We start from the raw sequence: 3,754 nt of genomic DNA, 5'->3' as shown, positions 1-3,754 counted from the left end.
CTCCGCTATTACTGGCAGCCCCCGCATGTTCTGACTGATCAGGCCTGCTTGAATTCTCTTGAAGATTTGGTGGATAAACTGACGAACCTGCATGTTTTTCAATGGAGGCTTACCGGGTTTCGGGATCCCGACAGAAGGATCGAAAGACGGCCTTTGGAAGAGGGAGCGGAACGATGGCGGCGTTTTATAAAAGCAGCCGACAGAGGAGGGGATCGATACGCCTACCTGGAGTTTGTGAGGGGGGATGATCCTGGTCAGTTGAGGGCAGATTGGACTACCTTTAAAAGCGTACTCTCAAGGCTTCTTTAATTATATATTTCTGACATTGATAAAATACAAATAAAATAGATGCAAAAATATCTTCTCAGGAAACATTTGACTGCATCTACCGTTACGTTAAAAGTATAATACAATCTCCTGATGGATAATCACCCAGTATTTCTGTACAATTGATTTCTATAGAATAAGAGCCTGTACTGCTTTCAAAGTGCATAAATGATTGATATTATTATAGAAGATTATGAAAATGAAACTGAATAGAAGTGTTGTTTCTGTTTCGACTCTGAAACAGAATTCTGATGATGAATATTGGCATTCCTGTTCTCCTCAGGAAAGACTACAAGCCATTCAAATAAACAGGCAGGCTGCATATGGTGTCTCAATCGCTTCCGGAAGACTTCAAAGAGTTCTTGAGGTTGTTAAACGAGAAAAAAGTTGATTATCTTCTGATAGGCGGGTATGCCGTAGGATACTACGGTTATCCCAGAACGACTGCAGATATGGATATATTTGTTGCCATTAATCAAAATAATGCTAAAAAATTAAAAGATGTATTTATTGAATTCGGTATGATCTCAAATGATCTTTCTGTTGATTTATTTTTGGAACCTGGAAATATTGTCAGAATGGGACTCCCTCCAATGCGGATTGAAATCCTGAACGAAATTGATGGTGTTGATTTCGAAGCATGTTATTCAAACAGGAATATTGTTAGGATTGACGATATTATGATCAATCTCATTTCCCTACCAGATCTTAAAGAAAACAAGAGAAAATCAAATAGATATAAAGATTTGGATGATCTTGAGCATCTAAAATAAAAACATCAAGCTAATTGTGATTGTTGAATTTAGTCAGAGGCCCTTTTCTGTCATGATTCAATTTGAACTGAAAAAGAGATTCGAGAATTTGGATAAATAGTGTTCACTAGTGTGCCAAACTGGTAGGATCGGGTTATGACAGCTCAAAAATATCTGAAGCGAAATTTTACACTCAATGCAATAGATGGAATCACTTTTATTATCGGGATGATGTTTTTATCCATGGAGAGTGTTCTTCCTGTTTTCCTTTCAAAACTGGGGGCGTCCCATTTTGTGATTTCCCTCATTCCTGCTGTCCGCAATGTGGGCATTTTTTTCCCCTCGATATTTGTTGCCCGCAGGGTTCAGGGGCAATTGAGAAACAAACCCTGGGTTCTGAAATCCGGACTGCTTCAACGGCTTCCCTGGTTATTCAGCGGTCTATTCTGCTACTTTTTTGCATCAGATCATCCACAGGCTGCCATTTTTTCCATCATGCTGGCTGTATTCCTAGCCAACCTGGGAGGCGGTATTACCATCCCTGCCTTTACGTATTTAACAGCCAAGACAATACCGGTCTCATTGAGGGGCAGGCTCTTCGCTCTGAGGAATCTGGCAAGTTATATGCTTGGCTTTCTGGCTGGTCTCCTTATAAATTGGATCTTGAAAAACCTGCTATTTCCTCAGAATTTTTCAGTTCTCATGCTCATCGGCTTTTCATTTCTTATGTTCTATCTTCCTTCTTTCACATTGATGGTGGAGCCGGATGCCAGTTCTGAGGCTCCCCGTAATCAAAAGCGGAAGGAGTTTCTGGAGCGCTTAAAAAAGATTTTAAGAGAGAATCGGGATCTGAGGAATTATATCTGGGGAAGGGTGTTTTTTACTCTGGCATTTGCTTCCTATAACTTTTTTGCTGTATTTCTGGTGGTAAAATATGATCTTCCCAGTAGTGCTGTGGGAACATTTACAATCATAACCGCCGGAACCTATTTGATAGCCAACCCCTTATTGGGAATTCTCTCAGATCGTCACGGTCATCTGTTTAATCATTTTCTGGGATCGGCAGCTCTTATCCTGGCAACTCTGAACATTGTCTTTGCTCATTCTTACGGTATTTCGTTGATCTCCATTGCCCTGGGATCTTTTGTTCTATGTGTACAGTCGGTCAGCTGTTTTACACTGCCTATGGAATTCGGAGAAGATCATGAGATCCCGATCTATGTCGGATTAGTGGGATTTTTCGTGGGAGCTGCATCGCTGCTTATCATCGGCTTTGCCTGGGTTGCCGAGTCCTTCGGCTATCCGGTAGTCTTTCTCATTTGTTTTGTTTCTGCAGTTATCTCCTTATTCTTTTTTGCCCGTACAACCGAACCCAGGGGCAGAAAAGTCTGGGCTATCAGGGATGTGCGCTAGTTTTTGCATTTACTGAAAAGGAGAATTCTTATGAATCAGGTATTGAATATAGTCATCGTCGGGACGGGACGTCTGTCGACGAAGAGAATCTATCCCTATTTTCGTCCTGCCGGGATGAAGTTCCTGGCGGTCTGTTCCAGGCACCGGGAGAATGCCGTTCTTAAATGCGCCCTTACGGGGGGAATGCCTATACCGATTGGAAAAAGATGATAGACCAGGAGAAGCCGGATGCTGTGATTGCCTGTGCAAACAACTGGGACAGTTTCGTCATCACACTGAAAATGCAGAACAGAATGGTGGGAACACTGACTTTCAGTGAACATCCTTAACGGGAATTGACAACTGATTCTCTCTTGGCTTCCCGTAACATAAGAGGATCTCATTATTACAAAAATAAATGGAGATGGTTTTTTTTGTTCAACTATTTGCAAAATCTGTCCCATTTCTCTTTTTTACACAGAGTAAAAGTTCTCATGTATAATAAAAAAAACCCTAATGCTTATCTGGAGATGCGCCCTCTTTATGAAAAAAGAAAAGAGCTACTTCCTGTCTATACTGGGACTTTTTCTTATATTGAGTCTGTTCTTAATTGTTCTATCCACCGGTCTGTTCATCAATAGAACTCGGGCTGTCATCCGGGATGCCTTCACCGAACGGAACCAGATTGGAGTCAGTCAGGTCAGTCACCTCTTTGATGTCCTCCATGCCCAGATCATTCCCGGTTTGAAGGAAGCCAGCTATAACAACGTACAGGTGGCCCGTCTGATGTATGGCAGTGATCTGACAAAGTCCGAGATGCTGGCAGGTATTGACTATCTGGATGACCTGCTCATGGCCTATCCTCTCGTCCATTCTCTGTATATCTATAATGGTCAGATGGGTCACTTCCTGACGACCTCTTCGGGATTGGAGAAGGTCGACACCTTCTATGACCGTGAGGTTTTGAATCTGCTGAAAGGTTATGACCGGTCCTATATTGACCGTTACTGGCCTCGCATGGGAATCACTCAAAATACCTATACAGGTGCAGAGACCGAGTTCCCCACCCTGACTCTTCTCATGGGGACCACTCCCAATAACAACGCACCCCTGAAGGGAGCCCTGATCTCCAATATTGATGTAAATGAGCTGGAGAAAATCCTCAGGACCGACAGAGACAATCCGGACAATCATATTTTTATATACAACAATGAAGGTACTTTAATCTGCCATACCGGAGGTCTGGATAAGGAGTATGAAAAATCATTGTTTCTGAAGATAAC

At 42.3% G+C, this 3,754-nt stretch carries 6 protein-coding genes; all 6 read left to right on the top strand.

What is annotated here, in order from left to right; translation table 11 throughout:
• On the top strand, positions 1-309 hold a 309-nt coding region (locus PF479_RS16380; RefSeq protein ID WP_298008724.1), incomplete at its 5' end, for a hypothetical protein.
• Positions 310-650: 341 nt separating this feature from the next.
• Complete coding sequence (locus PF479_RS16375) at positions 651-1,100, top strand: nucleotidyltransferase (RefSeq protein ID WP_298008721.1); 450 nt, start codon at positions 651-653, stop codon at positions 1,098-1,100.
• A gap of 135 nt (positions 1,101-1,235) precedes the next feature.
• Entirely contained in the window at positions 1,236-2,492 is a 1,257-nt protein-coding gene (locus PF479_RS16370; RefSeq protein WP_298008718.1) for an MFS transporter, read from the top strand.
• A 30-nt stretch (positions 2,493-2,522) separates the two neighbouring features.
• Positions 2,523-2,702: a hypothetical protein gene (locus tag PF479_RS16365; protein WP_298008715.1), complete on the top strand. Its 180-nt coding sequence runs from the start codon at positions 2,523-2,525 to the stop codon at positions 2,700-2,702.
• On the top strand, positions 2,699-2,821 hold the full coding sequence (locus tag PF479_RS16360; protein ID WP_298008713.1) for a hypothetical protein: 123 nt from the start codon (positions 2,699-2,701) through the stop codon (positions 2,819-2,821). The genes PF479_RS16365 and PF479_RS16360 overlap by 4 nt, the downstream gene beginning before the upstream one ends.
• Before the next feature lie 193 nt (positions 2,822-3,014).
• Positions 3,015-3,754 (top strand): hypothetical protein (locus tag PF479_RS16355; protein ID WP_298008710.1); only part of this gene is annotated, 740 nt, incomplete at its 3' end.

This window comes from Oceanispirochaeta sp., from assembly GCF_027859075.1.
Taxonomy (GTDB): domain Bacteria; phylum Spirochaetota; class Spirochaetia; order DSM-2461; family DSM-2461; genus Oceanispirochaeta.
This window is presented reverse-complemented; position numbering and strand designations above follow the sequence as displayed.